The organism is Streptomyces tardus (assembly GCF_018101125.2).
In the GTDB taxonomy this organism is placed as follows: Bacteria; Actinomycetota; Actinomycetes; order Streptomycetales; family Streptomycetaceae; genus Streptomyces; species Streptomyces tardus.
Genome location: NZ_JAELVF020000001.1, coordinates 1334215 through 1358757, shown reverse-complemented (window position 1 = coordinate 1358757; position 24543 = coordinate 1334215). Strand labels below are relative to the sequence as shown.

The following is a 24543-nucleotide window of genomic DNA, read 5'->3' as shown; positions in this document are numbered from 1 at the left end:
ACCCGCACTCGGCCGGGCCTCACCCCACTCCCGACCCGCACGCGCCCCAGATACGCCGCGCCGCAGGGCTGATCGCCGCCGCCGTGCACTACAAGCGGCAGCTCGACGAGGAGAGCCTGCCGCCCGTCACCCAGCGCGGACAGGCGCTGACGATGGAGCAGAACAAGTACCTCTTCTCCACCACCCGAATCCCCGGCGAGGTCCAGGACTCCGTCCGCTCGCCGTACTCACCGAGCTGGCCCGGGCCTTCGGGCGCGCGGCACATCGTGGTCCTCTTCCACGGCCGCATGTTCCGGTTGGAGGTGATCGGGCCGGACGCGGTGCCGCACTCGTTGGAGGATCTGGAGTCCGGTCTGCGAGCGGTGCTGAAGTCCGGTGCGGAGCCGGCCGGCCCCGGTGCCTCGGTCGGGCATCTCACCACCATGGCGCGGGCCGAGTGGGCGGCGACCAGGCAGTCGCTGCTCGACTGCCATCCGCGCAACGCGGACCTCCTCGACGACGTCGAGACGTCCCTGTTCCACCTCTGCCTGGACGATCTCGCCCCCACCGGCGAACTGGAGGCCTGCGACGCGCTGCTGCACGGTGACAGCGGCAACCGCTGGTTCGACAAGGCCGTCTCCCTCGTCGTCTTCCGGGACGGGCGGGCCGGCATCAACGTCGAGCACTGCGAGCTCGACGGTACGACGATCCTCAGCTTCACCGACGCGCTGCTCGGCACCCCGGCCGAGGAGCAGTCCAGGCTGTCCGGGGCCGCAGGGCAGGGTCAACCCGCCCTGATCGAGCTGGAGTTCGGGCTCAGCGACGACCTGCGCACCCAAGTGGTCGACGCAGCACGGGCGTTCGCGCAGTACGCCGACGCGACCGCGACCACCGCTGTCGCCCTCGACGACTTCGGCACCTCCGACGCCAAGGCGCTCGGCGTCTCGCCCGACGCCTTCGTCCAGCTCGCGTACCAGCTCGCCCACCAGCGTGCGAAAGGGCGGCTGGGTGCGACGTACGAGTCGATCGCCACGCGCGAGTGGCGGCGCGGGCGCACCGAGGCGATGCGAGTGGTCACCCCGGAGATCGTCGAGTTCGTACGGACGTTCCAGGACCCGTCCGGCGACCCGGCCGACCGCCGTGCGGCGGTGCGGGCAGCCGCCGCCGCACACGTCGCACGGGCGAAGGAGTGCAAGGCGGGCCGTGCGCCCGAACAGCACCTGTGGGAACTCCAGTTGATCCAGAAGCGCCGTGGCGCGGAGCTGGGCGTCACCGAGGAGCCGTCGCTCTTCCGTACGCCGGGCTGGACGACGATGCGGGACGACTACCTGAGCACCAGTTCGGCGCCGTCCACCCACATCCAGTACTTCGGCTTCGGCTCGACCAGCAGCCGCTGCATCGGGGTGGCGTACGTGCTGCTGCCGGACCGCTTCCATCTGTATCTGAGCACCCCCGAGCCGGTCGCCGGGCAGATGCGCGCCTTCGCTGCCGAACTCCGCACGGCGGTCGGGGAGTTGAGGGAGCTGCTGGCGGACGAGGAGCGCTGACGCCACCACCGGCTGCGGTCGGCGCGCCCCGGGCGGCCACCCCGACCCGCGCCGCCGGAACGGCAGCCCCGACCCGCGCCCTCACCTGCGCCCCCGGGACGGCAACCCCGCCCCGGGGGCGCGTTGCGTCCCGTCTGCGGGGAGCGCTGAGCCGCGGCGCGGAGCCGTCCTTGCCTCCGCGACCGGTTGGGCGCCGCCGGTGCTCGGCCGGACCCGGCGCGGAACGAGTCGCCCGAACGTCGGCACGCAGATGCCACCCGCCGTTCGGGCAGAAGCCGTCACGGGCTCGCACAAGTGGACTAGACCTCTGCTGGGGTGATGGGCTACAAGTGACGCAGGACGCTTCTCGCGCGTCCGTACTCCCTCATCCCAGGAGGCACCCCGCTATGACCGCCCCGACCCCTGCCGAAGGCGCCGCACACACCGACGAGGTGCCGGGCCGGATCATGGCGCGGGAGATCGCCGAGCAGCCGGCAGCTCTCCGCCGCCTCCTGAACGAGGGCGCGGGCGCGATCCGCTCCGTCGCCGACCGGATCGCGGCGCGCAAGCCGCGCTTCGTGCTGCTCACGGCCCGGGGCACCTCCGACAACGTGGCCCTGTACGCGAAGTACCTGCTGGAGATCAAGCTCGGGCTGCCGTGCGGGCTGACCTCGATGTCGACCACCACGGCGTACGGCGCGCAGCAGGACCTGCGGGACGTGCTGGTGATCACCATCAGCCAGTCCGGTGGTTCACCCGATCTGGTGGCCTCCACCAGGGCCGCCCGCGAGGCCGGTGCGATCACGCTCGCCGTGACGAACAACCCCGGCTCTCCGCTGGCCGAGGTCTCCGAGTACCACCTCGACGTCATGGCCGGCCCGGAGTACGCGCTGCCCGCGACCAAGACCTACACCGCCTCGCTGCTCGCCCTCTACCTGCTGGTCGAGGGGCTGCGCGGCGGCGACGGCGAGGCCGCCGCGGAACTCCCGCGCCGCGCCGAGGAGCTGCTGGCCCGCGAGGACGAGGTCAGGGCGCTCGCCGCCCGTTACCGGTTCGCCGAGCGGATGGTCTTCACCTCGCGCGGGTACGGCTACCCCACGGTCAAGGAAGCCGCGCTGAAGCTCATGGAGACCACCTACGTCCCGGCGCTCTCCTACTCCGGTGCCGATCTGCTGCACGGACCACTGGCCATGGTCGGGAACGTCTCGCCGGTGATTGCCGTCGTGCCGGACGGACGCGGCGGTGCGGCGTTGCAGCCGGTCCTGGAGCGGCTGCGCGAGCGCGGCGCCGACCTGGTCGTCTTCGGCCCCGAGGCCGATGTCGCCCGGGCATCCGCCGGGTTCGTGCTGCCGATCGAGGGGATCGCCGAGGAGCTGCAGACGATTCTGGAGATCATCCCGCTCCAACTCCTCGCCCACGAGGTCACGATCGCCCGCGGCCAGGACCCGGACACCCCCCGCGGACTGGCGAAGGTGACCGAGACGCACTGACGCGCCGCCCGTCCGACCGGCTGCACGCGACCGCGGCCCGCGCCCCGACCCCGGGGGTGCGGGCCGAGGTGTGTCCGGCCGGGACTTCGGAGGCGCGCGGCGTGAATGTGTCGGCCGCGGTCGCTCGCAGCCGGTTGCGGCGTGACCGCGTCGTGTCCGATTTCTCCTTCGATCTCGTGGAAACCACATACGCGTGATTCCGCTTTCACCCGCACTGTGCACTTACGTTCGCGAAGCCCAATCTCAGAAGTTGCTCAAATCCCCTGCAAATTCGGTCAGTCCTGCTCAAGAATCGGTAATGCTCCCTGGCGGGGATGGGAGTGGACTGAGGGGTAGTGTTCGCTGACCCTCCGTATGTGTGCCTTTGTCGGTCACACGCCGCTTGTCCCGCCGCCGGGGTTGGACGGGTGGACACGCACCTGGTGCGGTCCGCCTACATCGCGACGACGGGGGTTTGACGTTCGTGGGCATTCGAATAGTGATAGCGGACGAGCACCTCATTTTCTCCGAGGCGCTGAGCAAGTGTTTCGAGTCCGTGCCGGGATTCGAGGTGGTCGGTGCGGTGGGTGAGCGCAGCGGGGTGATCCCTGCTGCCTCCACCGGCGGAGCCGCCGTTCTGGTGGCGAGCGAGGCGCTGATCGGTCAACCGTGGGGCCTGGCGGACGAGATGCGACGGCGGGTGCCGTCCTGCGGCATCGCGCTCATCGCCTCCCGGCCCAACAAGGCCCTGGCGAGCAGGGCCTTAGAGGCCGGTGTCCTCAGCGTCGTGCCGAAGGAGGCCTCGCTTCCGCAGCTGATCAAGGCCATCCGCGGTGTCGCCGCGGGTGCCAGGACGATCAGCCCGGATCTGCTGGGACCGCCGGAGCACGTGTCGATGGCGCGCACGCTCAACGATCGCGAGCTGGAGATACTGCGTTCCACTGTCACCGGGGCGTCGCTGAAGGAGATATCCCGCGAGCTCTACCTCGCACCCGGCACCGTGCGGAACCTGGCGTCCTCGGCGATCAGGAAGCTCACCGCCCGCAACCGTTTCGACGCCGCCCGCATCGCCCGGGAGCACGGCTGGATCTGACGGCCCCTGCCTCTCCTCCGCGCGTCGGAGCGAGTCGGAGGCGGATGCGGGCACGGTACGGGCGGCACGCGAACGCATACGGGCAACCAGCGACCGGGAAGCGGTAACCCCCGGTCGTCGGCTCGCCCTGCGCCGCGTGCCGGATCATTTGTGACGTAATGGGCAGGATGTCCCGCCAGTCGGCGGGGCGCCCGTACGTCACCGGTGGTGAGAAGCGACATGCCCCACGACGACTCGGCAGCGAGCGCCGGGCCCGACACCGAGCACACTGACCGGCTGACGCCCGCGCAGGTCGACACCGCCCTGCGGCTGACGATCCGCTGGTCGTCGGCGCTGCTCCTGGGCGCGGCGGTGGTGGCGCTCTTCCTCTGGCTCGCCTATGTCCTCCGGGTCGCGCTCATCCCCGTACTGGTCGCGGTCCTCGTCGCAGCACTGGTCGCACCGTTGGACCGGCTGCTGCGCCGGGTCGGCGTTCCGAAGGGGGCGGCTGCCGGACTCTCCGCCACCGCGCTGGTGCTGGCCGTCGGCGGCGTGGTGTGGATCGTGGTCCGGGTGCTGGCCAACGCGGCGACCGACCTGGCCGGCGCGATGCGCTCGGCGGTGCACGAGGTGTCCGACTCCAAGGGGCCCGCCGCGGACCTGGTCTCGACCGCCGCCGACAGCCTCACCTCGCTCGGCCGCGGTATCGCCGGTGAGGCCGCCAAGGGTGTGCTCGGCGGACTGAGCCTGGCCGGCCAACTGCTCGCCGGTGGTGTGCTCACCCTCGCGCTGGTCTTCTTCCTGCTCCGGGACCGTGGGCGACTCGTCCGCACCGTGCGCGACCGGACCCCCGGCGGTCAGGGCACCCTCGCGCTGCGGATGGTCAGGCGGGCCTGGGAGGCGATGGCCGGCTACATGCGCGGCACAACGGTGATCGCGGCGATCGACGCGCTGTTCATCACGGTGGGCCTCGCGCTGCTCGGTGTGCCGCAGGCGTACGGGCTGGGCGCCCTGGTCTTCGTGGGCGCGTACGTGCCCTTCGTCGGTGCTTTCCTGTCCGGCACGGTCGCGGTGCTGGTCGCCTTCGCGGACCAGGGGTTGTGGATCGCGGCGGCGGCGCTGGGGGTGGTGCTGCTGGTGCAGTTCGTCGAGGGCACCTTCCTCCAGCCGATCGTGCAGAGTCGGACGGTCGCGCTGCATCCCGCGCTGGTGATGATCGCGGTGACCGCGGGCGCCTCGGTCGCGGGGCTGCTCGGCACGCTCATGGCGGTGCCGCTGACCGCCGCGGCGTTCGGGGTGGTGACCGAACTCCGGCGCGCACTGGCGGACTTGCCGACCGAACCGGCCGCCTGAGCCGCGTGCCGCGTGCGGTGCGTGCCGCGCGTGCCGTCGGCGGGTGCCGGGTGGCGAACGCCCGCCCCTCGCTCCCGGAAGCCGGAAGCCGGAAGCCGGAAGCCGGAAGCCGGAGCCCGGAAGCCCGCGCCTTGCTCCGCGGTCGCGGTGTGCCCGGGCAGCCACGAGCCCCTGCCGCCGCGTGAAGCGGTCGGCAGGGGCTCGTGGGAAAGCCGGGCGCTGCGTCAGTCGTTCACACAGACGTTGCCCGCGGCCGGGTTCAGGGCGCCGATCACGCTGACGGTGTTGCCGCAGACGTTGATCGGGATCTTCACCGGGATCTGGACGACGTTGCCGGACAGGACGCCGGGGGAGTTCTTCGCGACGCCCTGCACGCCGTCGTCGGCGACGGCGGTGGCCGCGCCGCCCAGGACGGTGACGGCGGCGAAGGCGGAAGCGAGGATGGTGGCGCGTAGACGCATGTGATGCGCTCCTTCGTAGAAAGGTGTCAGCGCCAACGTTTCACCGTCCGATGATCTCCAAAACGTACTTCACCCGATGGTGTGCAGTGCTGGGTCCGTGCGGCGCTCCCGCCCTTCCCCGGCGCCCCGAAGTGTGCGTACGCGCCCGTCGGACCGGGGCGTACGCCTGCCGATGAGTTTCCGGCCACCGGCCGGTCGGTACCCGGCGAGAGAGCGGCAGACCGCACCAGGGAGGCGTCCGCGATGCAGAAGATCACCACATGCCTGTGGTTCGACGACCGGGGCGAGGAGGCGATGGAGTTCTACGTCGATGTCCTCGGCGGCGACTCCCGCATCGAGCGGGTGCAGCCCAGCCTGCCCGCCGACCCCGGACGGGCCGACCGGCCGCTGGTCGTGTACGGCACGCTCGCCGGCCATCGGGTCATGGCGCTCAACGGCGGTGCGCAGCCTTTCGGCTTCAACGAGGCGGTCTCGCTCTCCGTGGAGTGCGCCGACCAGGCGGAGGTCGACCGGTTGTGGACGGCGCTGACCGCGGACGGCGGCGAGGAGGGCGAGTGCGGCTGGCTCAAGGACCGGTACGGGCTGTCGTGGCAGATCGTCCCCCGCCGGCTGCCCGAGCTGCTCGCCGACCCGGACCGTGAGGTGGCGAACCGAGTGATGACGGCGATGCTCGGGATGCGCCGGCTCGATGTCCGGGTGCTGGAGGGCGCCGCGAAGGGCTGAGCAGGCGAGCGCCGCGTACGCGTGCGGGGTACGAACGGCGCGGTGGCGGGGCCGGCTTGGTGGCCGGTGCCCGTCCGGTGTGGGAAGTCCGTCCGTTGTCGGGGGCCCGTCCACGGCCCGGGGTGCGCGCCCGTCCGGCGCCCCGGGTCCGAACGGGCGCTGCGTTGGGCGTGCGGGCGCCGAACCGTCCGTGTCCCGTGGCTACTTGGCGTCGAAGTCCGGAAGGGTGAGGGACCCGTCCTCGGCGAGCGGGAAGCCCTCGTTGTGCGCCACCTCCCACAGATGCCCCTCCGGGTCGGCGAAGACTCCGGCGTATCCGCCGTAGAAGGTGGTCCCCGCGGGGCGGGTGATCCGGCCGCCCGCCCGGACTGCGGCTTCCAGCAGTTCGTCCACCTCGGCCGCCGAACGCACGTTGTGCGCCAGCGCGATGCCGCCGAAGGCGACCGGGCCCGGGTCCTGCACTCCGCAGTCCTCGGCCAGCCGCTCCCTGCTCCACAGCACCATCGCCTGGCCGCTGGCCTGGAAGAAGAACGTCTCCTCGGCCTCCTGGCCGCGCCAACCCAGCGCGGTGTAGAAGGACTTGGCCGTTTCGAGGTCGGTGACTCCCAGCGTCACCAGGCTGATTCGCTGCTCCATGCGGCAACGCTAACCGGCCCGGCAGGCCCCGTGGTGCCGGCCGGGCCGACCGGGCCGACCGCGTGACGGAGCCGGGGAGCAGCAGAGCCCGGCCGGGCCGTCGGTCAGCGGGTTTCCGCCACCGCGGAGCGCAGCAGTGCGGCGACCGTACGGGCATCCTCGACGTGCAGGTGGACGACGCCGGTCGACGCCTTTCGCCCCAACGGCCTTGTGTACGCCACGGGTTCGGTCAGTTCGACGGTGAGTGTCGTCTGCCCGGCCACGCCCACCACGACCGAACCGTCTTCCTGGGACTTCCCCGTGCCGCCTCCTTCTTGGCGGTGCGCGGTGACCGAGGCGATGCTGCCGGCCGGGATCCGAATGTCGACGAGCGCGCCGTACCGGACCCGCAACGACCCGTCGGCCTCCAGAACATGGGGGCGCACCACGCACGAGGCGTGCAGTCCGACGGCGAAGAAGATGCTCCAGATGCCGAGGACCAGCAGTGTCAGGTGCACGACCGGCCACGGGATCACCAGGGCGAGCACGATGGTCTCGATCACCGAAACGAAGATCATCGTGTACATCAGGAACGCCTGCTCGGCGGCGTAGGGCAGGGCGGTCGCGCCCGCGCGGACAGCGTGCGGCCCGCGCCGGGCGACCCAGCGCACGGTGCTGGTGCAGCGCAGGGCCTCGTGCACGAGGAGCCGGCGCAGGACGGTCAGTACACGGACGATCATCGGGCACGCTCCCGCAGCAGTTCGATCGCCCGGCGCACGGCTTCGGCCTGCGCGGGTGCCTGCTCCGCGAAAAAGGCTCTGGTGAACCCGTCCTCGGACTCCGGGTCCAACGGTGTGCGGGTGAGTTCTCCGGCCAGATGGTCGGCGACTTCCGCCGGCAGCACGTCCACGATCGCCCGTGCGACCTGCGGGACGCGCGGGTCGTCCGTTGCCGCATCGGCCAACTCGTCCATCCGCGCGTACAGTTCGTAGGCCCTTCGGACCGCTTCGGGGTCGGAGCGCAGCGCCTCGGTCATCGGCTTCAGCCAGCCGCGGGCCGCCCCGGAGGGCGAACCGTCCAGCAGTACGAGCAGTTCGCGTTCCCGGCGGGCCGTCTCCGGTTCCTCGCCGGGCAGTTCGCCCGCGGTGCGTGTCATCTCACTGAGCACGGCCGCCAGTTCGGGGCTGACCGGACCTTCGGCGGGCAGCCGGTCGTCGGCCAGTTCACGCAGTGCGGCGAGCTGGGCGCGGCGGGAGCGCAGGTGCTCCTCCTGGAGGGCGAGGCTCGCGTCCAGCTCGGCGAGCACCTCCCGGAGTTCGCGGCCCGCGTCGTCCGCCAGCACGTCGGCCGCCTCGTCGAGGCTGAGTCCCAGCTCGGTCAGGCGCCGCACCCGGACGAGCAGTACGGCGTCTCTCAACCCGTAGAGGCGGTCGCCGTTGGAGCGGCGGTCGGGCTCGGGCAGCAGCCCGATCCTGTGGTAGTGCCGCACGGTCCTGGTACTGACACCGGCCAGCGCGGCGAGCTCTCCGATTCGCATGTGCCCAGTACAGACCTTGACGTCGCGACAAGGTCAAAGCGAATCGGCGCGGGTCGAAGGGGCGAAGGGTCGAAGGGTCGAAGGGGCGACGGGTCGGAGGGGCGGCGGCACGGCGGCGCGGGGCGGCCGTGGACGGCCCCGGAGGGCCGGGGGCCGCGGACAGACGTGTGGCCGGGCGGAGGACCGCCCGGCCACACGCTCTCGCGCCCGAGGTGGATCAGCCGATGTTGACGTCTATGCAGGCATAGAAGGCCATGGGGGTGTCGGCGATGTTCCAGACGGCGAGCACCTTCTGGTTGCCGCTCTTGCCGCCGAAGTCGACCGTGTGGTTCACGGTCTCGCCGGGCTGGGCACCACCGTCGTCGAACTCGGCGACCTTGTCGCCGCCGACGAAGTACTGCCAGGTGCTGGTGGCGTGCCGGGCGGTGATCTTCCAGGTGAAGTCCTGCGAGGAGCTGACCTGGTTGACCTTCCAGCCCTTGCCGTCGTCGTCCAGCTCGGAGAAGCGTCCGTTGTCGCCGCTGCAGCTGGTCAGGCCCTTGGGTCCTTCGACGCTCTGCGGCTCGTACTTGATGTCACCGCACTCCACGACGCCGGCGGCGCACTGAGCCTGACGGCTCTGCGGGGAGTCGACGTAGCCGTGGGCAGACGCCGAGCTTGCGGGGAGGGAGACCGCGATCAGCGGGGCGACGCCCGCGCCGATGAGTGCGGCGACTTTGCGTTTCCGGTTCATTCTGTCTCCTTGTGAGGAGGAGCGTTGTGCCGCGAGTCAGGGTGGGGGGAAGCTCGGCTTCCTGTACGCGGCCAGGGGGGTACACGGGTCGGGCGCCTCGAACCCGTTATTGGTCTAGACTTTAAGGCTTGGCGGCGTACCGTCAAGGGCTCGGACGCAATCCGCCCCGGGAATCCAAGAGTTGACCCGCGTTCCGACACCTCCGGTACGGCTCTCCGCGAATCAGTCGCGGTCCAGTGCACGCACCGCTTCCAGCACCTCTGCCAGCCACTCCACCCAGAACGTCTCCATCCGCACACCCCCGTGCAGCAGCACCTCGTGCAGCCTGGTCTGCTCGGCGCCACCGTCCCGCTCCCCGCGTGCAGAAACCGGCTCCCTGCGTACAGAATCCCGCTCGCCGCGCGACGAGTCCGGCTCCCCGCGTGCAGAATCCTGCGCGCCGGTGCGCGGAAAATCCCGCTCGGCCATCGCCAGGTAGGACGCCAACTGCTCGCGGTGCACGGCGAGATGGCGCTCCAGCTCCGCCTCCAGTCCGGCCGTTCCGACGACCGCCGCCGCCCGGATGCGCACCGCCAACGCGTCCCGCAGCGGCTTGGGTTCGTCGCTGGACGCCGTCCAACGGGCCAACTCCCCGCGCCCGGCGGCCAGTACCTCGTACTCCTTGCGCCGGCCGCGTGCCCGCTCGGCGCTCGGCAGGGCCCGGATCAGTCCGGCCTGCTCCAGCTTTCCCAGCTCGCGGTAGATCTGTTGATGCGTCGCCGACCAGAAGAACCCGATCGACTTGTCGAACCGGCGCGTCAGCTCCAGCCCGGAGGACGGCTTCTCCAGGAGCGCGGTCAGGATGGCGTGCGGCAGTGACATGAACCGATCCTAGAGAGCGCTGCCCGACGCCACCTCTCAGGTGCTGCCTAGGATGAACAGGGCGGCCGGCGCAACGGCACAGCCCGACAGTGCGACGAGGAGCCTTCATGCGACCCCCCGTGATCGAATCGATCAGAATCGAGAACTACCGCGCCCTGCAGAACGTGCACATCAAGAACCTGAAGCCCTTCACTGTTCTGGTCGGGCCGAACGGCAGTGGAAAGTCCACGCTCTTCGACGTTTTCGCCTTCCTGGAAGTGTGCTTCACGCTGGGGGTTCGCAGTGCAATGGATCAGCGCGGAGGTGTCAGAGAGCTCCTGTCCCGCGGCGCGAAAGGCCCGATCGCGGTGCAACTCTCCTACCGCGAGGCTCCCAACGCGAGATTGCTCACCTATCGGCTGGAACTCGCAGAGGAACGTGGCCGCCCGGTGGTGAGCCGAGAACTGCTGCGTTGGAACACGAATCCGGGGCAGGGGCGGCCGACTCATATTCTGCAGTTTGAGGCTGGGCGTGGTCATGTCGTCGACGAGGAGACCGGGAACAAGTACGAAGAGGAGCTCGACACCCCGGACACTCTGGCGGTGAACGCTCTCGGACAGTTTCGCTCACACCCCAGGGTCGTCGCACTGAGGCGATTCATTTCCGGCTGGTATCTGTCCTACCTGTCCGTTGCCGAGGAGCGTAGATCGCCCACGGCCGGTCCGCAGGAACGCCTGTCGCAGTCCGGGGACAACCTCAGCAATGTTCTCCAGTACTTGAAGGAGAACCATCCGGAGCGGTTGAACGCGATCACCCAGGCCCTCTCGGAGACGGTGCCCACCCTGGAGAAGGTCGACTACAAGACCTCGCCGGACGGCAGGCTCGTGCTCTTCGTCAAGGACGCACCGTTTCGCGACGCAGTGCTCGCGAGCAACGCCTCGGACGGGACTCTCAAGCTCCTGTCGTATCTCACGCTGCTGCACGATCCGGACCCTGCGCCGTTCATCGGAATCGAAGAGCCGGAGAACCACCTCTACCGGACGGTTCTTCCCGGGCTGGCCGAGCAGTGCCGGCAGACAAGTACCAAGTCCCAGGTCCTGGTGACTACGCACTCCCACGAGTTCATCAACTCCTGCCGTCCCGAAGAAGTCATCGCGCTGTACCGGGACGGTACGGGCTATTCGCAAGTAATTCGCCCCAGAGACATCCCCCTGGTGAACGACATGATCGACAACGGAGCGCAGCTGGGCCACCTCTGGCAAGAGGGGTACTTCGAGGAGTTGCCCGAACCTCGAACGCCGGTGACCGCAGTGGGAGACTTCGAATGAGCAGGGTGAGCAGCGGTGGCAAGCGCACCAAGACTGCGTTCGGAGGCATCGAACTGGAGGTCCTCGTCGAGGAGGAGTCCGCCGAGGAGGCGCTCAAGCCCCTGTTGTCGAACCTGCTTCAGGGAACTCGAATCCGAGTCGGTATCCGCAAGTTTCAGGGGAAGCCGGACCTGCTGAAGAAGCTTCCGCAGCGCCTGGAGGGCTATGCGCTGTCCCGCCAGCGGGGTTCGGACGTACGTGTGGTCGTTCTCCTCGATCAGGACAACGACAACTGCGCCGAGTTGAAGCTGCGTCTGGACCGAATCGCGCGGAACGCGGGGATGGTGCCGCGTGCCGACGCGCCCGAGGGCGCGTTCCAGGTGCTGAACCGGATAGCCGTACGAGAGCTGGAATGTTGGTACTTCGGCGACTGGGATGCTGTGCGGAAGGCGTTCCCCAAGGTTCCGGGTGAAGTGCCGAAAAAGTACCGACAGAACCCCGACCTCGCTGCAGGCAAAGCGTCCGACGCGTTCGGAAAGGTGCTCGGCACGAGTGGAGTGCGGGTGGCGTCGAAGCCGCAGTGGGGGAAACGAGCGGGCCCTCACCTGTCGGTGAGTCAGAGCCGTTCGCCCAGCTTTCTGACCTTTGTTCGTGGGGTCAAAGAGATCGTGGGTGCACCGTAGCCGTCTGACCGTGTCTGCCAGGAGCGCTGGTGTGGTGCCACGGGGGTGCCTCGCCGCGTCCCGTCGTGAGGGTGACGGGACGCGGCGGGCGTGGGGAAGGGGTTTCGGGTGCGGCGGGGCGGGGTCAGAGGGTGGCGGCGAGGCGGGTGCCCTGGTCGATGGCGCGTTTGGCATCCAGCTCGGCGGCGACGTCGGCGCCGCCGATGAGGTGGACGGTGTGGCCGGCCGCCTCCAGTTCGGTGTACAGGTCGCGGCGCGGCTCCTGCCCCGTGCAGAGCACCACCGTGTCGGCCGGGACGACCCTTCTGACCCCCCCGACGGTGATGTGCAGACCGGCGTCGTCGACGCGGTCGTACGTCGCGCCGGCGACCATCTCCACGCCGCGCGCCCGCAGTTCGTTGCGGTGCACCCAGCCGGTGGTCTTGCCCAGCCCCGCGCCGACCTTGCTGGTCTTGCGCTGGAGCAGGTGCACGGTGCGCCGCGGCTTGCTGCGCTTGGCCTCGGTCAGGCCGCCGGCCTCCCGGTACTCGGGGTCGACGCCCCACTGGCGGAGGAAGACCTCGGGGTTGAGCGCCGCGTGCTCCTCGTCGTCGGTGAGGTACTCCGCGACGTCGAATCCGATGCCGCCCGCGCCCAGTACGGCCACCCGCTCGCCGACCTCGGCGCCCTTCAGCACGTCGAGGTAGCTGACCACGCTCGGGTGGTCCACGCCCTCGATCTCCGGCGTGCGCGGCAGTACGCCGGTGGCGACGACGATCTCGTCGTGGCCCGGGTGGCTGCCGCCGGCCGCGAAGTCCGCGGCGGAGACGGGCGTGCCGAGCCTCAACTCCACGCCGAGCTCGTCGAGTCGGTGGCGGTAGTAGCGCAGTGTCTCGTGGAACTCCTCCTTGCCGGGGATGCCGGCCGCGAGGTTGAGCTGGCCGCCGATGCGGTCGTCCGCGTCGAAGAGGGTGACCCGGTGCCCGCGTTCGGCCGCCGAAACGGCGAAGGCGAGACCGGCCGGGCCCGCGCCGACGACCGCCAGGCGCTTGGCGCGGCGGGTGGGGGAGAGGACGAGTTCGGTCTCGTGGCAGGCCCGCGGGTTGACCAGGCAGGAGGTGATCTTCAGCGAGAAGGTGTGGTCCAGGCACGCCTGGTTGCAGCCGATGCAGGTGTTGATCGCCTCGGGCCTGCCCTGTGCGGCCTTGGCGACGAAGTCGGGGTCGGCCAGCATGGGCCGCGCCACCGACACCATGTCCGCGTACCCCTCCGCGAGCAACTCCTCGCCTTTCTCGGGGGTGTTGATGCGGTTGGTGGTCACCAGCGGGATGTCGACGGTTCCCATGAGCTTCTTGGTCACCCAGGCCCACGCGGCGCGCGGCACCGAGGTGACGATCGTCGGGATGCGCGCCTCGTGCCAGCCGATTCCGGTGTTGATGATCGAGGCCCCGGCCTCCTCGATGCGCCGCGCGAGGGTGGTGACCTCCTCCAGGGTGGAGCCGCCGGGTATCAGGTCGAGCATGGAGAGCCGGTAGATCAGGACGAAGTCGGGGCCCAGTCGCTCCCGTATGCGCCGCACGATCTCCAGGGGGAAGCGCATCCGGTTCTCGTAGCTGCCGCCCCAGCGGTCGGTGCGGTGGTTGGTGGCGGCGGCGATGAACTCGTTGATCAGATAGCCCTCGGACCCCATGACCTCGACGCCGTCGTAGCCCGCCTCGCGCGCCAGCTCCGCGGCCCGTACGAAGTCCTCGATGGTCTGCTCGACTTCGTCGTCGGTGAGGGCGTGCGGCTCGAAGAAGCTGATGGGGGCCTTGATCGCACTGGGTGCCACCAGCTGCTCGTGGTAGGCGTAGCGACCGAAGTGCAGGATCTGCATGGCGATCAGGCCGCCCTCGCGGTGCACCGCCTCGGTGACGACGCGGTGCTGCGCGGCCTCCTCGGAGGTGGTGAGCTTCGCGCCCCCGTCCCACGGACGGCCCGCCTCGTTCGGCGAGATGCCGCCGGTGACGATCAGTCCGACGCCGCCCCTGGCGCGCTCGGCGTAGAAGGCGGCCATCCGTGCGAAGCCGTTCTCCGCCTCCTCCAGCCCGATGTGCATCGAGCCCATGAGGACGCGGTTGCGCAGTGTGACGTGGCCGAGGTTGAGCGGTGCGAGGAGCCGGGGGTAGGGAGAGGCGTCGCCGGGCTGCGTCGGGTGTGCCGAAGGGGTGTCGACGGGGTGGTGGGAGCTCATCCGATTCGTCTCGTCTCTCTCGCTCTTCGGGCGCCCGCCGGGCTGCGGCGGCGGTGCGGGGTATGGAGGCTGCGGTGCTGTGCGGGGGTGCGGGGGCTCGCCACTCTGTTGTAGGTGACCGCCGAGGGTTGTGCAACAAGTTGCACAAGATTGTGGCACAGCCGACTTCGCGTCGTTCGGGCAGCTCACGGGCTCACGGGCTCACGGGCTCACGGCTCAGGGGCTGGGGGTGGGGACCGGGCTGCGGGGCGCCCTGCGGTGACTGCGGGCAAAGGGCTCGCCGGACCGCCTCGGGGTCCGTACGCTGCCGGAGGCATGGGGTCACTCACCACGCTCACCTTCGAGCGCCGTCTCGACGGTCTGCGCTACCACTTCACCCGAAACGGCGAGCGCCACGGCCGACCCGCCCATCTGCGCATCGACGGGCAGGTGCTGTGCGTGTGGTCGCCGGCAGACGGCCGGCACTGCGAGCTGCCGGACGGCACGGTTGTCGCGAAGCCGCTGGAGACCATCGGCGAGGAGACGCAGCCGCCGGCCACCGTGTGGCGCAGCTTCAAGAACGGCAAGTCCTATCTGTACGACGTGCTGCACGGCGCGCCCTCGGAGCGGTCCGAGGAGGCGGGGGAGGGATGAAGCTCAGCACGTACACCGGCACCGATCCCCAGGGGCGCACCCACGAGGTGCACATCCGCGAGGGTCGCCTCTTCACCCGCGTCCTGGAGTGCGACAGCTGCGGGCTTCGTACGGACGCGACGTTCTCCGCCCGGGCGAGGGTCGAGGACCATCTGCGCACGCACGAGGTGGAGACCTCCGAGCGGGTGGTGCACCTCGCCCGGATCGCGCTCGCGGTCATCATCGCGGTCGTGGTGACCTTCTACATCGTGGCTGCCGTCTCCAACCAGTGAGCCGGGGAGGATCGTCGGGCCCGGGATCGCGGTGGCGCCCGGATGTGCGGCCCGGGCCGGGCTGCGGCCGTGTCGGCGGCCGGTCGGCGGCGCTCTGTGAACGGCCTGCCGGCGCACGTACGCTGCGTCCATGCGTATCTGCGTCTTTCTCTCCGCCGCCGAACTCGACGAGCGCTACACGCGCCCCGCGCGGGAGTTCGCGGAACTGCTGGGCAGGGGTGGGCACACTCTGGTCTGGGGCGGTTCCGACGTCGGGCTGATGAAGGTCGTCGCGGACGGGGTGCACGAGTCGGGCGGCCGGCTGTGCGGGGTGTCCGTGGCCTTCCTGGCCGACCGGTCCCGCCCGGACGTCGACGACATGGTGATCGCCCCCGATCTCGCCGAGCGCAAAAGGCTGTTGCTCGAGAAGGCCGACGCGGTCGTCGTCATGGTCGGTGGCACCGGCACGCTCGACGAAGCGACCGAGATCCTGGAGCTGAAGAAGCACGGCCACACCGAGATGCCGGTCGTCCTGCTGAACACCGAGGGCTTCTACGACGGCCTCAAGCAGCAGTTCCAGCGGATGGAGGACGAGGGCTTCCTCCCGCGTCCGCTCACCGAGTTGGTCTTCTTCGCCGAGGAGCCTCTCGGGGCGATGGCACATCTGGAGGAGAGCCAGGGCCTGGAGTAACCGGCGCCCGCCGCGGGTGAACACGCCGCTCCCGCAACGGAGTTCACCCGCAGACCGCAGACCGCAGACCGCAGACCGCAGACCGCAGCCCGCAGGCTGGGCAGACGACCGGGCTGCCGGTGGTCAGGCTGTGGGCGGCCCGGCTGCCGGGCAGGCGTCTGGGTGCGAGCCCGCCCGGCCACCGGTGGTCAGGGACGCCGGTACGGGCGCGTCATGATCTCCATGTTGTGCCCGTCCGGGTCGTCGAAGTACGCGCCGCGCCCGCCGAACAAGTCGTTGGTGCGGCCCGGTTGGGTGTGGGGCGGGTCCGCGTAGTACGTCACGCCGAGCGCTCCGAGCCGGTCGATCATCGCGTCGAAACGCTGCTCCGGAACGAGGAACGCGTAGTGCTGGGGCTGGATGTCCCCGGTACGCACCTCGTAGAAGTCCAGCGTCACGCCGTTGCCGAGGTCGACCGGCAGGAACGGGCCGAACGGGGCGCCGACCTCGAGCTCCAGGATCGCCGCCAGGAACTCGGCGGACAGCTGCCGGTCGGACGCGTGGACGACGGTGTGGTCGAGCCGTACTGAGTCGACGCCCGCCGGCCGGGCCGCCTCGGGGCGCGGTGTGGCGACGGGCCGCGGGCCCGCCGGGGGATCACCCGGGAGCCGGGCGCCCGTCTCGTGTGTGGCCCATGGCCGACCCGGTCGTCACGGCGCCAGCCTAGCGAGTCGACCGGCGGCCGGCTCGGCCGTCAGCGCGGTCAGTACACGTCGCGGACGTAGCGCCTGTCGGAGACGAGCTGTTTGACGTGGGCGCGGGCCGCCTGCTCGTCGAGGCCGCCGTGCAGCGCGACGAGTTCGTGCAGCGCGCGGTCGACGTCGCCCGCCATCCGCGAGGCGTCCCCGCAGACGTAGAAGTGGGCGCCGTCCCGGAGCCAGGACCAGACCTTGGCGCCGTGCTCGCGCAGCCTGTCCTGGACGTAGACCTTGTTGCGCTGGTCGCGGGAGAAGGCGGTGTCCAGACGGGTGAGCACCCGGTCGTCGCGCAACTTTGTGAGCTGGTCGCGGTGGTAGAAGTCGGTGGCCTCGTGCTGTTCGCCGAAGAAGAGCCAGTTCGGTGCGGAGTGGCCCAGCGCGCGGCGTTCCTGGAGGAAGCCGAGGAAGGGCGCGACGCCCGTACCGGGGCCGACCATGATCATCGGCGTCTGCGGGTCTGCGGGTGGCCGGAAGTGCGCGGTGGGCTGGACGAAGACCTGTACGGGGCTGTCCGGGGGTGCGTCGGCCAGGAAGGTGGAGGCGACCCCCTTGCGGGTGCGCAGACCGTCCCTGGTCCCGTAGCGGACGACCGAGACGGTGAGCGAGAGCAGCCCGGGGTCGGTGAGCGGGCTGGAGGAGATGGAGTACCGCCGCGGCCGGAGCTGCCCCAACACGCCGAGCCAGTCCGCGAGTTCGGCGTCGACCGGAAACTCCTTCAGCACGTCCACCGCCTGCCGTCCCCAGATCCACTGGGCCAACTCCCCGGTGTTGTCCGGGCGCAGGAGCTTGCGCAGTACGGGACTGCCGTTGCGCTCGGCGAGCAGCCTCAGGAGGCCGGGGGTGACACGGGTGATGTCGAAGTGCCGCAGAAGCGCTTGTGACAGCGGCAGCGGATCGACGGGGTGCTGCTGCGGATCGAGCCCGAGGTCCCGCGGGCGGACCGGGGCGTTCGGGTCGGTGCGGGTGGCATCCAGCCATTCCCCCACCAACGAGGCGCAGTTGAGCGGCAGCACGCCGAGCGCGTCACCGACCCGGTGGTCGAGGCCCTCGGCGGCGAGGGTGAACTGACGCACCTCCTTGGCCGCGCCCGGCAGGCCGAGCAGGCGGTTGCCGACGAGCCGGGAGACGAACGGCGCGACTCTGGTGGGGCGTTGCTTGTCGGTGTGCTCGACAGCGGTGACGGCGACGGCAGTTGAACGGTCGGCGAGGGCGGCACGTATCGCCTCGGTCCAGCGCCCGGCGGCCTCCCGGTAGTCCGGTTCACAGTCCGCGCGGGGGGCGAGACGGCGGGCGCCCAGTTCGTCCAGAGCGGCGTCCAGGCGGCGTCCGTGACCGCAGAAGTCGGTGTAGGAGGAGTCACCGAGTGCCAGGACGGAGTACCGCACCGCGTCCAGGCGCGGGCCGTCGTGGTGCGACAGGGCCTCCCAGAACCCGTTGCCGTTGTCGGGTGCCTCACCGTCGCCGTAGGTGCTGGTGACCAGCAGAAGGTCGGCGTTGCGCGGGAGCCCGCCGGGCAGGAGGGACTCCATGTCCAGCAGTCGGGGGCGACGGCCGGTTTCGGACAGTTCGGTGTGGAGGCGCTGAGCCGCCTCCTCCGCATTGCCGGTCTGGGAGGCCCACAGGATGAGCAGTGGTCGACCGTCGTCCTCCGTGGGCGGGATCGGCGGCGCGGTCGGTGGCGCACTCGGCCGGACGGTCGGCGCCGCGCGTGAATAGTGGCCGGCCAACAGTCCGTTCACCCAGTGGACGGCGGCGGGTTCGAGCGGCGCGTCCGCCGGGAGCACGGGCACAGCACCGGTGTACGCGACCGCGGCGGGGCCGGCCGGACGGGCGGGGCCTGCGGGGTCGACGGATGGTGTGGACAGGGCGGCGAGGAAGCCGCTGAGGTAGAGGCGGGCTCGCTCGTCGAGCGCCGGTGGGGCGAGGTCGGGTATGCCCAACACGGCCTGAAGAGCGGAAACTTGGCCACTCCCGCGATGCGAGCGGCTGCCGCTGTCAGGGGCGCTGCCGCCATTGCCGGCACCGTCGCCGTCGTGGTCGGCGCGGGTTGCTGCCGAGGCCCCGGACGCCTCGACGACGCGGCCCGCCGCGCCGGCCCCCGAGGTGCCCGGGCGGGCCGCGGGCCCGACCCGGCTGAGCGCGACCGCGCACACCTTGAACTCGGGTTGGAAGGAGATCGGGTCGACCGCGTCACTGGTGACCGCGTTGATGCTCAGCTCCTCGCCGTGCAGATCGTTCCAGTGGAACGGGGCGAAGCAACTCCCCTCCTGCACACGGTCGGTGACGACCGCGGGCAGGACCGCGTGCCCCCGCCTGGAGGCGATCCGCAACCGATCGCCGTCCACGACCCGCAGGGCACAGGCGTCCCGGGGGTGGATCTCGACGAACGGGCCGGGGTTGAGGCGGTTCAGTCGCGGGACCCGTCCCGTTTTGGTGAGGGTGTGCCACTGGTGCGGCACCCGTCCGGTGTTGAGCACGAACGGGTGCTCGTCGTCGGGGAGTTCGGCGGCCGGAAGGTGCGGACGGGCGTAGAAGACCGCCCGTCCGTCGGGCGTCGGGAAGGCGAGCGCGGGGCGCGTACCGTCCTCCCGTACGAGCAGTGGGGAGTGCACACCGTCGTTGCGGTAGCGCACGGGGTTGCGGTCGGGGCCGTCCGGGGCGGCCGGCCACTGCACCGGGCCCGCGCGGAGCCGTTCGTGGCTCACCCCGCGCAGGTCGTAGCCGGTGGCCGGGTTGGAGGCGCGGGTGATCTCCGCGAAGACCTCTTCGGCGCTGTCGTAGGAGAAGCCCCGCTCGTAGCCCATCTCGCAGGCGACGGCGGCGATCAGCCGCCAGTCCGGCCAGGCGTCGCCGGGCGGGTCGGTGGCCGCCGCGGCCAGGGTGAGGCTCCGTTCGGAGTTGACCAGTACGCCCTCCGCCTCGGACCACATGGCGCCGGGCAGTACGACATCGGCGTACGCGTTGGTCTCGGTTTCGGCGAACACGTCCTGGGTGACGACGAGTTCGGCCGCCTTCAGGCCGCGTATCACCGTGTCGCGGTTGGCGATCGAGGCGACGGGGTTGGTGCAGATGATCCAGCAGGCCCGGACCTCGCCGCGCGCCATCCGCTCGAAGAGCTCGACGGTGCCGCGTCCGTGGCCGTCGGCGCGTATCGTCCCCGGCTCGACGTCCCACAACTCCTCGGTGTACGCCCGGTCTTCGGCATCGAGCGCCGAGCGCTGGCCGGGGAGCCCGGGGCCCATGTAGCCCATCTCACGTCCGCCCATGGCGTTCGGCTGACCGGTGAGCGAGAACGGTCCGCTGCCCGGCCGGCAGATGGCGCCGGTCGCGAGGTGGAGGTTGATCAGGGCGTTGGTGTTCCAGGTGCCGTGGGTGGACTGGTTGAGGCCCATCGTCCAGCAGCTGGTCCACTCGCCGCCGTTGCTCGCCTCGCCGATCAGTCGCGCGGCCTCGCGCAGCTCCGCTTCCGGTATGCCGGTGGTCCCGGCGACGCGGTCGGGCGGGTAGTCCGTCAGCATCGCCGCCAACTCCGGCCAGCCCGTGGTGTGTTCGGCGATGAACGCGTCGTCGGTGTGGCCGTTGTCGACGAGCAGCCGCAGCAGGCCGTTGAGCAGCGACAGATCGGTACCGGGCCTGATCCGGAGGAAGAGGTCGGCCTTCTCCGCGGTGGCGGTGCGCCGGGGGTCGACGACGATCAGCTTGGCGCCACCGCGCTTGACCCGGTCCATCATCCGCAGGAAGAGGACGGGGTGGCAGTCGGCCATGTTGGAGCCGATCACCAGGAAGAGGTCGGCACGGTCGAGGTCGTCGTAGCTGCCGGGTGGTCCGTCCGCGCCGAGCGAGAGCTTGTAGCCACTGCCCGCCCCGGCCATGCAGAGCCGGGAGTTGGACTCGATCCGGTTGGTGCGCAGATAGCCCTTGGCGAGCTTGTTGGCGAGGTACTGGGCCTCGATGCTCATCTGGCCAGAGACGTACAACGCCACCGAGTCCGGACCGTGTTGATCGACGAGTGCCCGCAGCCGGCGTGCGGTGTGCGCGACCGCTTCGGCGGTCGGGGTCGGTACGGGAGCCGCGCCGCGGTCCGGCAGTCCGGGGGCGTCCGCGCGGTCGGGTCGTACCAGCGCGGCCGACAGCCGGCCCGGTGCGGCCAGCATCTCGGCGGTGGTGGCGCCCTTGGTGCAGAGGCGACCGCGGTTGGCCGGATGGTCCGGGTCGCCGGACACCCCGGTGACGACGCGCGGTGCGGCCTCCCCTTCCCGCGTACGCCGGCTGCCGTCCGCAGGGTGCGGGGCGGTCGGCGGGTGCGGGGCGGTCGGCGTGGGCGGAGTGGTCGGGCGCGCGGGCGCGGAGGCCAAGTCCTGCGCGGCACCCGTGAGTTGGAGAAGCATCCCGCAGCCGACACCGCAGTAGGTGCAGACCGTTCTCACCCGGTCGGTGCCGTCGCCGGTGACCGACGTCCGCTGCGTGCGCACGGTTGGCTCCTCTCTCGCTCCGGCCCCTGCCTCTGCCCGGGCCCGGCCCGGTCCCGGGTACGGGTACGGGTACGGGCCCAGACTCTAGAAGGCTCCGATTTCCGTCGGATCACCGCCCGTCGGGGCAGGGGGTACGCGCCCCACACACCCCGGCGGTGACGGCGGTGACGGCGGTGACGGCGGTGAGGGCCGGCCGTGCCGGCACCGGCTTCCGGGGGCCGGCGGCAACGGCCCGGGCCGGACCTCAGGCCTGGCGCCCCTCGGCGGCGCGGCGGTGTCCGTAGGTGACGGTGGCGACGAACCCCACCAGGTCGAGCGGCCGACCGGCGGGCTGCTCCAGCAACTCTGCGAGCCTGTCGCTGAGCACCACCGGCGGGGCCGCCAGCGGTTCCGCCCGCGCGCACGCCGCGTGCAGGAGGTGGAAGTCGTCCGGTGCGGCGAGCAGCCGGTTGCGCACCGCGGTCGGGTCCGTGTCGTCGTCGAGGACGTCCCAGCGTTCGGCGGTGTGCGTCCAGGCGCGGGCGATTCGGTCGGTGGCGGCTGCCACGGCCTCCACGGCCTGGTCGAGGCCGAGCTTCAACTCCTGGAGCAGCGCGGTGCCGGCCGTCTCGCCCCCGAGTTCGCCCAGCACCGCGAAGAGGGCGTGTGCGGCGGCCCGTTGCTCTTCGAACGCCGCCCGCTCAGCCGCCCCGCCCGGCCGGTCCGCGCCCTCCGCCCGGTTCGCGCCCTCCGGCCCGTCCGCGCCCTCCGACCGGTCCGGCGCGTCCGGGTCGGCGGTGCAGAGGTGGAGGACCGTACCCGGCCGGCCCCGGAGCGCTCCGGTGTCACCGGCGACGAGAGCGGTGGCCGAGGTGCAGACCGCCGGTTCGAGCAGCAGGCCGGCGGCGGTGCGCAGACGTTTGCCGGCGGCGGCGACGCCCTCCGGGGTCGACCAGCCCTGGGTCTCCGCGCGGAAGGCGAGGCTGGAGAGGTCGGTGTCGAAGTCGACGAGGAACCTGCGGGCCTCGGCCGCGGTGTCGGAGGCGCGTGCACTCTGTGCCCGGGCGTCGTCGGCGTATCCCTGGCCCGCCTCCCGGAACTCCTGCCTGCCGTGCGGGGTGCCCCAGTCGGCGAGGAGCCGGTCCACGCCCTCCGGCGAGAGGCCGGCCACCAGCGCCGCGTGCCGCTGCACGCCGGTGAACAGGTCGAGCAGGCGGGGGAGTTGGGACTCGAACCAGGGTGCGGTGCTCTCCCGCACCACGACGAGGTCGTCCCCCATGCTCGACAGGGGGAGACCGGAGGCCACCGCCATGGCGGCGACGCCGGTGTTCGCCAACTGCACCGAGCGGATCAGCGCGTTGAGCGGGAAGGCGTCGACGTCGTAGAGGGAGGTGCTGCGGTGACCGGACATGTGGAGCGTCGCCAATCATCTGTGGGGAAGTGATCTTCGTCGACCATCCTGTCCCACCCGCGGCGGTGGCGCCGGTGACATTTTGGTCAGGTTCACTGCTGGGTAACATCGGTGGCCGGTATATGCGTCCGTCACGTTCGGAGTTCGGGCGCCCGAAGGGCCCCGCTGGTCGGCGTATCGGCGCGTCCTGTGTCAGCGCCGGGCGGTAGACAGGGCTGATGCCGAGCAACAAGAGCGATTTCAAGAAGACCCTCGACAGCTACCGGGCGGAACACGGCGAGTTCCGGGTCCTGCGGGTGCCGTCCACCCGCTATCTGATGATCGACGGCCACGGCGACCCCAACACCTCCGCCGCCTTCGCCGAGTCCGTGGAGTCGCTCTACCCGGTCGCCTACAAGCTCAAGTTCGCCAGCGCGCGCCGGCTCGACCGCGACTACGTCGTCCCGCCGCTGGAGGGCCTGTGGTGGGCCCGGGACATGGACGCCTTCACGGCCGCCCGCGACAAGAGCCGCTGGGACTGGACACTGATGATCATGGTGCCCGAGTGGATCGAGGAAGCACACTTCGCCGCCGCCGTCGCCGAGGCCGGAAAGAAGCGCCCGCCCCGCCTGGACGCGGTACGCCTGGAGTCGCTCGACGAGGGGCTGTGCGTCCAGACCCTGCATCTCGGCTCGTACGACGACGAGGCGCCGCTGCTCAACCGGATGCACCACGACTTCATCCCGGACGAGCGGCTGCGCATGACCGGCAGGCATCACGAGATCTACCTCAACGACTCCCGACGCACCGCGCCCGAGAAGCTGCGCACACTCCTGCGCCAGCCCGTCGAACCCCTGCCGGAGCGGGAGTCGGACCGGTAGGGCCGTTCGCGCGACGTCCCCCGAGCCGGGCCGTTCGCGGCAGGGCGGGTAACCGGTGTCGTACCCGCTGCTCGGTGCTGGACCGGGCCGCCGATCGGCACCGGAGTCGCCCGGCAGTCGTCCGGCAGGTCCCGGGCGAGCGAGATGCCGACGTCGACCAATGAGGAGCGCGCGGTTCCGCGACGCCGCGGAGCGAAGTCCACGCACGTGCCGCGACCTCACCACGTGCCACAACCACGCCCACAACCTCGGGGAGTCCGGCGACCACGCGCGGGCGGCACGACTGCTCGCGCAGGTGGCCCTCGGCAGACGGCGGGTGCTGGGTCCCGACCACCCCCAGACCCGGCTCTCCCGTCGCGAGCAACTGCGGATGCAGCGCGACACCCGGGCCGGTTGGGGCTCCCGGGCGGTGCCGGCCGCCCGGGGTGCCCGAGCGCCAAGGGTGTCGGCGCTGTGTGCCGGGAGGCAGAAACGGCACCGCCCCCGCGGCGGGTACGGACAAGTCCGTGCGCTGCGGGGGCGGTTGGCGTTGCTCGCGGTGTGCGATCGACGCCGGGCCGACGATGCGGCCGGGTCAGTCCATGACCATGTCGCCGAAGGTGACCTCGGTGACGATGGCGGTCACCGACTGGTCGATCTGTACGAACTCGGAGTTCTCGACCTCGGCCTCGGGGGCGAAGACGTCACCGACCTCGATCTCGAGCTCGTAGCTCTCCTTGTGCACCTTGCCCGAGTCGTGGGCCTGTGCGGTGGCGGCGCCGAACGCCATCATGCCGGCGACAGTCGCGGCAGCGACGAGCGAACGCATGGTGATACGCATGGGAAGTCCTCTCCCTACGGGAAACGGTCACCATGAGTGTTTCCGTGATCGCCCTCCGTGTCGCGGACCTTCCGTGGGTGTTTTCGGCCATCTCTTGGGGTGGATCGGGTCGAGCGGAGGTCGCTGCGGGTGTGGGGCGGACCCGGGGCTCAAGCCGTGCGCCGCGAGCGCTCTTTGCA

22 protein-coding genes and 1 pseudogene are annotated in these 24543 nt (G+C 70.9%); 12 read left to right on the top strand and 11 right to left on the bottom strand.

What is annotated here, in order from left to right; translation table 11 throughout:
- The 4 genes from JGS22_RS05885 to JGS22_RS05870 form a co-directional block, all read left to right on the top strand.
- Window positions 1-1526, top strand: a 1526-nt coding sequence (locus tag JGS22_RS05885; RefSeq protein ID WP_236073039.1) for a choline/carnitine O-acyltransferase, incomplete at its 5' end; no start/stop codon positions are given.
- A 386-nt stretch (window positions 1527-1912) separates the two neighbouring features.
- Complete coding sequence (locus JGS22_RS05880; RefSeq protein ID WP_211041938.1) at window positions 1913-2995, top strand: SIS domain-containing protein; 1083 nt, start codon at window positions 1913-1915, stop codon at window positions 2993-2995.
- A gap of 463 nt (window positions 2996-3458) precedes the next feature.
- Window positions 3459-4067 carry a response regulator transcription factor gene (locus JGS22_RS26990; RefSeq protein ID WP_211041939.1) on the top strand — a complete coding sequence of 203 codons (609 nt, stop codon included), beginning with the start codon at window positions 3459-3461 and terminating at the stop codon, window positions 4065-4067.
- Window positions 4068-4286: 219 nt separating this feature from the next.
- Window positions 4287-5399: an AI-2E family transporter gene (locus JGS22_RS05870; protein WP_211041940.1), complete on the top strand. Its 1113-nt coding sequence runs from the start codon at window positions 4287-4289 to the stop codon at window positions 5397-5399.
- A 224-nt stretch (window positions 5400-5623) separates the two neighbouring features.
- Here JGS22_RS05870 and JGS22_RS05865 read toward each other — a convergent pair whose 3' ends face one another.
- Window positions 5624-5860, bottom strand: coding sequence for a chaplin (locus tag JGS22_RS05865; RefSeq protein ID WP_211041941.1), 237 nt, complete (start codon window positions 5858-5860; stop codon window positions 5624-5626).
- A gap of 243 nt (window positions 5861-6103) precedes the next feature.
- On the opposite strand from JGS22_RS05865, the gene JGS22_RS05860 reads away from it, so the two are divergent.
- Complete coding sequence (locus JGS22_RS05860) at window positions 6104-6583, top strand: VOC family protein (RefSeq protein ID WP_211041942.1); 480 nt, start codon at window positions 6104-6106, stop codon at window positions 6581-6583.
- 201 nt (window positions 6584-6784) lie between these two features.
- On the opposite strand, the gene JGS22_RS05855 is transcribed toward JGS22_RS05860, so the two are convergent.
- The 5 genes from JGS22_RS05855 to JGS22_RS05835 form a co-directional block, all read right to left on the bottom strand.
- On the bottom strand, window positions 6785-7219 hold the full coding sequence (locus JGS22_RS05855) for a VOC family protein (RefSeq protein WP_211041943.1): 435 nt from the start codon (window positions 7217-7219) through the stop codon (window positions 6785-6787).
- A gap of 104 nt (window positions 7220-7323) precedes the next feature.
- The gene (locus tag JGS22_RS05850; protein ID WP_211041944.1) at window positions 7324-7938 is read right to left on the bottom strand and encodes a hypothetical protein; all 615 of its coding nucleotides are present in this window, start codon (window positions 7936-7938) and stop codon (window positions 7324-7326) included.
- Complete coding sequence (locus tag JGS22_RS05845; RefSeq protein ID WP_211041945.1) at window positions 7935-8735, bottom strand: helix-turn-helix domain-containing protein; 801 nt, start codon at window positions 8733-8735, stop codon at window positions 7935-7937. Before JGS22_RS05845 ends, JGS22_RS05850 begins: the two co-directional genes overlap by 4 nt.
- 217 nt (window positions 8736-8952) lie before the next feature.
- Window positions 8953-9468 (bottom strand): lytic polysaccharide monooxygenase auxiliary activity family 9 protein, encoded by a 516-nt coding sequence (locus JGS22_RS05840; protein ID WP_211041946.1) that lies wholly within the window; start codon window positions 9466-9468, stop codon window positions 8953-8955.
- Window positions 9469-9690: 222 nt separating this feature from the next.
- Entirely contained in the window at window positions 9691-10329 is a 639-nt protein-coding gene (locus JGS22_RS05835) for a PadR family transcriptional regulator (protein ID WP_211041947.1), read from the bottom strand.
- A 119-nt stretch (window positions 10330-10448) separates the two neighbouring features.
- Here JGS22_RS05835 and JGS22_RS05830 point away from each other — a divergent pair, with 119 nt between their 5' ends.
- A complete protein-coding gene (locus JGS22_RS05830) occupies window positions 10449-11636 on the top strand; it encodes an AAA family ATPase (protein ID WP_308405536.1) in 1188 nt (395 codons plus the stop codon).
- Window positions 11633-12298, top strand: coding sequence for a DUF4276 family protein (locus JGS22_RS05825; RefSeq protein WP_211041949.1), 666 nt, complete (start codon window positions 11633-11635; stop codon window positions 12296-12298). The genes JGS22_RS05830 and JGS22_RS05825 overlap by 4 nt, the downstream gene beginning before the upstream one ends.
- 124 nt (window positions 12299-12422) lie before the next feature.
- On the opposite strand, the gene JGS22_RS05820 is transcribed toward JGS22_RS05825, so the two are convergent.
- Window positions 12423-14510, bottom strand: a complete 2088-nt coding sequence (locus JGS22_RS05820) for an NADPH-dependent 2,4-dienoyl-CoA reductase (RefSeq protein ID WP_216814857.1) — start codon at window positions 14508-14510, stop codon at window positions 12423-12425.
- A 315-nt stretch (window positions 14511-14825) separates the two neighbouring features.
- Between JGS22_RS05820 and JGS22_RS05815 the strand changes: the two genes are divergently transcribed.
- From JGS22_RS05815 to JGS22_RS05805, 3 genes are all read left to right on the top strand, one after another.
- Window positions 14826-15143 carry a hypothetical protein gene (locus JGS22_RS05815; protein ID WP_211043372.1) on the top strand — a complete coding sequence of 106 codons (318 nt, stop codon included), beginning with the start codon at window positions 14826-14828 and terminating at the stop codon, window positions 15141-15143.
- A complete protein-coding gene (locus tag JGS22_RS05810) occupies window positions 15140-15415 on the top strand; it encodes a hypothetical protein (RefSeq protein WP_211043370.1) in 276 nt (91 codons plus the stop codon). Before JGS22_RS05815 ends, JGS22_RS05810 begins: the two co-directional genes overlap by 4 nt.
- A 130-nt stretch (window positions 15416-15545) precedes the next feature.
- Entirely contained in the window at window positions 15546-16085 is a 540-nt protein-coding gene (locus JGS22_RS05805) for an LOG family protein (protein WP_211043368.1), read from the top strand.
- 188 nt (window positions 16086-16273) lie between these two features.
- On the opposite strand, the gene JGS22_RS05800 is transcribed toward JGS22_RS05805, so the two are convergent.
- From JGS22_RS05800 to JGS22_RS05790, 3 genes are all read right to left on the bottom strand, one after another.
- Window positions 16274-16609, bottom strand: coding sequence for a VOC family protein (locus JGS22_RS05800; protein WP_216815069.1), 336 nt, complete (start codon window positions 16607-16609; stop codon window positions 16274-16276).
- A 218-nt stretch (window positions 16610-16827) separates the two neighbouring features.
- Window positions 16828-21210, bottom strand: a complete 4383-nt coding sequence (locus JGS22_RS05795; RefSeq protein ID WP_372454299.1) for a bifunctional nitrate reductase/sulfite reductase flavoprotein subunit alpha — start codon at window positions 21208-21210, stop codon at window positions 16828-16830.
- Between the two features lie 328 nt (window positions 21211-21538).
- Window positions 21539-22684 carry a hypothetical protein gene (locus JGS22_RS05790; protein ID WP_211042593.1) on the bottom strand — a complete coding sequence of 382 codons (1146 nt, stop codon included), beginning with the start codon at window positions 22682-22684 and terminating at the stop codon, window positions 21539-21541.
- Between the two features lie 218 nt (window positions 22685-22902).
- On the opposite strand from JGS22_RS05790, the gene JGS22_RS05785 reads away from it, so the two are divergent.
- Complete coding sequence (locus JGS22_RS05785; protein WP_236073038.1) at window positions 22903-23544, top strand: GyrI-like domain-containing protein; 642 nt, start codon at window positions 22903-22905, stop codon at window positions 23542-23544.
- A gap of 160 nt (window positions 23545-23704) precedes the next feature.
- Window positions 23705-23869 (top strand): annotated as a pseudogene (locus JGS22_RS27300) (hypothetical protein); the annotation flags it as partial.
- A 249-nt stretch (window positions 23870-24118) separates the two neighbouring features.
- Here JGS22_RS27300 and JGS22_RS05780 read toward each other — a convergent pair.
- The gene (locus JGS22_RS05780; protein WP_211042594.1) at window positions 24119-24364 is read right to left on the bottom strand and encodes a hypothetical protein; all 246 of its coding nucleotides are present in this window, start codon (window positions 24362-24364) and stop codon (window positions 24119-24121) included.
- Between the last annotated feature and the right edge of the window lie 179 nt (window positions 24365-24543).

Coding starts and splice junctions, on each gene's coding strand:
- JGS22_RS05880 (WP_211041938.1), top strand. CDS start 1,913: ATGACCGCCCCGACCCCTGCCGAAGGCGCCGCACACACCGACGAGGTG.
- JGS22_RS05870 (WP_211041940.1), top strand. CDS start 4,287: ATGCCCCACGACGACTCGGCAGCGAGCGCCGGGCCCGACACCGAGCAC.
- JGS22_RS05865 (WP_211041941.1), bottom strand. CDS start 5,860: ATGCGTCTACGCGCCACCATCCTCGCTTCCGCCTTCGCCGCCGTCACC.
- JGS22_RS05860 (WP_211041942.1), top strand. CDS start 6,104: ATGCAGAAGATCACCACATGCCTGTGGTTCGACGACCGGGGCGAGGAG.
- JGS22_RS05855 (WP_211041943.1), bottom strand. CDS start 7,219: ATGGAGCAGCGAATCAGCCTGGTGACGCTGGGAGTCACCGACCTCGAA.
- JGS22_RS05850 (WP_211041944.1), bottom strand. CDS start 7,938: ATGATCGTCCGTGTACTGACCGTCCTGCGCCGGCTCCTCGTGCACGAG.
- JGS22_RS05845 (WP_211041945.1), bottom strand. CDS start 8,735: ATGCGAATCGGAGAGCTCGCCGCGCTGGCCGGTGTCAGTACCAGGACC.
- JGS22_RS05840 (WP_211041946.1), bottom strand. CDS start 9,468: ATGAACCGGAAACGCAAAGTCGCCGCACTCATCGGCGCGGGCGTCGCC.
- JGS22_RS05835 (WP_211041947.1), bottom strand. CDS start 10,329: ATGTCACTGCCGCACGCCATCCTGACCGCGCTCCTGGAGAAGCCGTCC.
- JGS22_RS05825 (WP_211041949.1), top strand. CDS start 11,633: ATGAGCAGGGTGAGCAGCGGTGGCAAGCGCACCAAGACTGCGTTCGGA.
- JGS22_RS05820 (WP_216814857.1), bottom strand. CDS start 14,510: ATGAGCTCCCACCACCCCGTCGACACCCCTTCGGCACACCCGACGCAG.
- JGS22_RS05815 (WP_211043372.1), top strand. CDS start 14,826: ATGGGGTCACTCACCACGCTCACCTTCGAGCGCCGTCTCGACGGTCTG.
- JGS22_RS05810 (WP_211043370.1), top strand. CDS start 15,140: ATGAAGCTCAGCACGTACACCGGCACCGATCCCCAGGGGCGCACCCAC.
- JGS22_RS05805 (WP_211043368.1), top strand. CDS start 15,546: ATGCGTATCTGCGTCTTTCTCTCCGCCGCCGAACTCGACGAGCGCTAC.
- JGS22_RS05795 (WP_372454299.1), bottom strand. CDS start 21,210: ATGCTTCTCCAACTCACGGGTGCCGCGCAGGACTTGGCCTCCGCGCCC.
- JGS22_RS05790 (WP_211042593.1), bottom strand. CDS start 22,684: ATGTCCGGTCACCGCAGCACCTCCCTCTACGACGTCGACGCCTTCCCG.
- JGS22_RS05785 (WP_236073038.1), top strand. CDS start 22,903: ATGCCGAGCAACAAGAGCGATTTCAAGAAGACCCTCGACAGCTACCGG.
- JGS22_RS05780 (WP_211042594.1), bottom strand. CDS start 24,364: ATGCGTATCACCATGCGTTCGCTCGTCGCTGCCGCGACTGTCGCCGGC.